At 34.6% G+C, this 1,874-nt stretch carries 1 protein-coding gene; it reads right to left on the bottom strand.

The window, feature by feature from the left end; translation table 11 throughout:
* Positions 1 to 21: 21 nt before the first annotated feature.
* The coding region (locus AC1DPQ_RS26545; RefSeq protein ID WP_477611405.1) for an MG2 domain-containing protein at positions 22 to 1,874 on the bottom strand (1,853 nt) is incomplete at its 5' end.

Below are 1,874 nucleotides of genomic sequence, written 5' to 3'. Positions count from 1 at the left end.
GACAATGGCAATCTGCTTTCTTTAAATATAAATATTTGAATCATAAATAGCATAACGTTGCGTGTAAGTTAAGAGGTAATCGTACAATACTCTACGGAAAACCTTATAATTTACCTTTGCATTATTTACGGAATATCCTGAAAAAGAACTGGCTTTACCTTGTACTTTAATGCTGTCGTTCAGTTTGTAGTGCTGATTAGGTTTATCAAAAACGACCTCAAAAGTTGGGCGTTTGTATTMCTCAACCTGTACATTAATACGCCCATAATCGGTTTCAATTTCCATCTGGCCATTTAATTTCCCCATCGGGATATTAAAAGATCCTTGAAAAGTACCAAAATCATTGCTCGTTACATTAGTCGAAGTTATTTCCTTTCCGTTGGMATCATTAAAAAAAACCTCAAGTGTTTTATTTACTTMTATTTTATTTTTAMCATCTTTCGATTGTAAGCATATACCCTTGTAGTAAATGGTTTGCCCTGGCCGATAAATAGGTCTATCAGTAAAAAGAATTACACGTTCTTTATCATCCTCATCCCGATAGGTGTTATAATTATTGATGTTTACTTTCAATTCGTCTTTCCCAAAAGTAACCACCGCAAAAGACATATTCCCACCGGTTTCATTTGTAGTTGCGTAACCATTTTCATTAGTGGTAATTAAATCGCCATTAATATATTTCCGCTTGTTATAGTCATATCTCTGTTGTTGGATTTTAACATTCTTCAACGGGGCACCGTCGCTAAGCTGGCTAACAAAATATTCATGTTTTTCAATATTGCGCCTGCTGATTACAGCCATTGCAGTAACCTTAAAATTAATATTGCTATAAACGGTATCTTTTTGTTCGCGGTTAACAGTTTGGGCAATCAAAGTATAATTACCAAAGGGTAAACCATCTATTTTATCAATTAAGGTATGGCTTTGATAATCGCTGGTTTTAGGTACAACGACAAACCATTTTTTGATTACTTTATTTTGATTAAAAAAAACTAAAAAGTCATCCTTGTTTTTAAACTGTTCGTAATTATTTTGAGATTCGGGTGCTTTAAACAGCCTAACATGTACTGTATCTGTATTTTTATATGATAAATATAACTGTGCAGGTTTATCCGGCTGGATATATCCTTTTATTTTAATTGATAATTCGCTGCCTTTAATCTGCCTGATTAAATTTTCTACATTTTGCGCACCGATACTTTTAGGATAGGCCTCAACAGCTTTTTTGGCTAAAACAACGGCTGTTAAAAGATTTTGTTTGTTGGTATCAACAGGCAATTGCGCATTTTTATGCATAAGGGCCTGTTCATATAAGATATCGGCATAAACTTCGGTTTGGGTGCTTTGTTCAGCCAAATTACTCAAAGCGTTATTGTACAATTCCTGATTATCGCCACTAAAATTTCGTTGTATAAATTTTAAGCGCTTTAAATCAATATCGGCCAATGCCGAAAAGTTATTGCTGTTTTGATGAAATCTTATCAGGTTTTTAAACAACTGCAAAGCTTGCGGTTTAAACAATGTACTATCATTTGTGAGTTCCATCACCAAAAAATCCTGTCTGTTGCCAAACCAGGCAGCATTGCTCATATCAATTGAGTCATCATCATATTGTGTAAGGTTAATCTGTGTGTTGCTAAAAACATCGATGGCCCGGTGTGCAAGCAGATCATACAGTGTTGGCCTGTAATTCCGGTTATTTTTATCTCCCGCCAAAACGGCATCCAAAACATCAACTTTAGTTTGCTGCAAAATTTTGGCTTCTTTTAACGATAACAGGTAGTATTTTATCGTTTCTTCGTTTAGTTTTTTAATGCTCCAGGTTTTAATATCATTGCCAATATCGCCCTGTACTTGTGTACGCGATCCAATTT

It is taken from the genome of Pedobacter sp. 01T416_2 (genome assembly GCF_056398925.1).
This window is presented reverse-complemented; position numbering and strand designations above follow the sequence as displayed.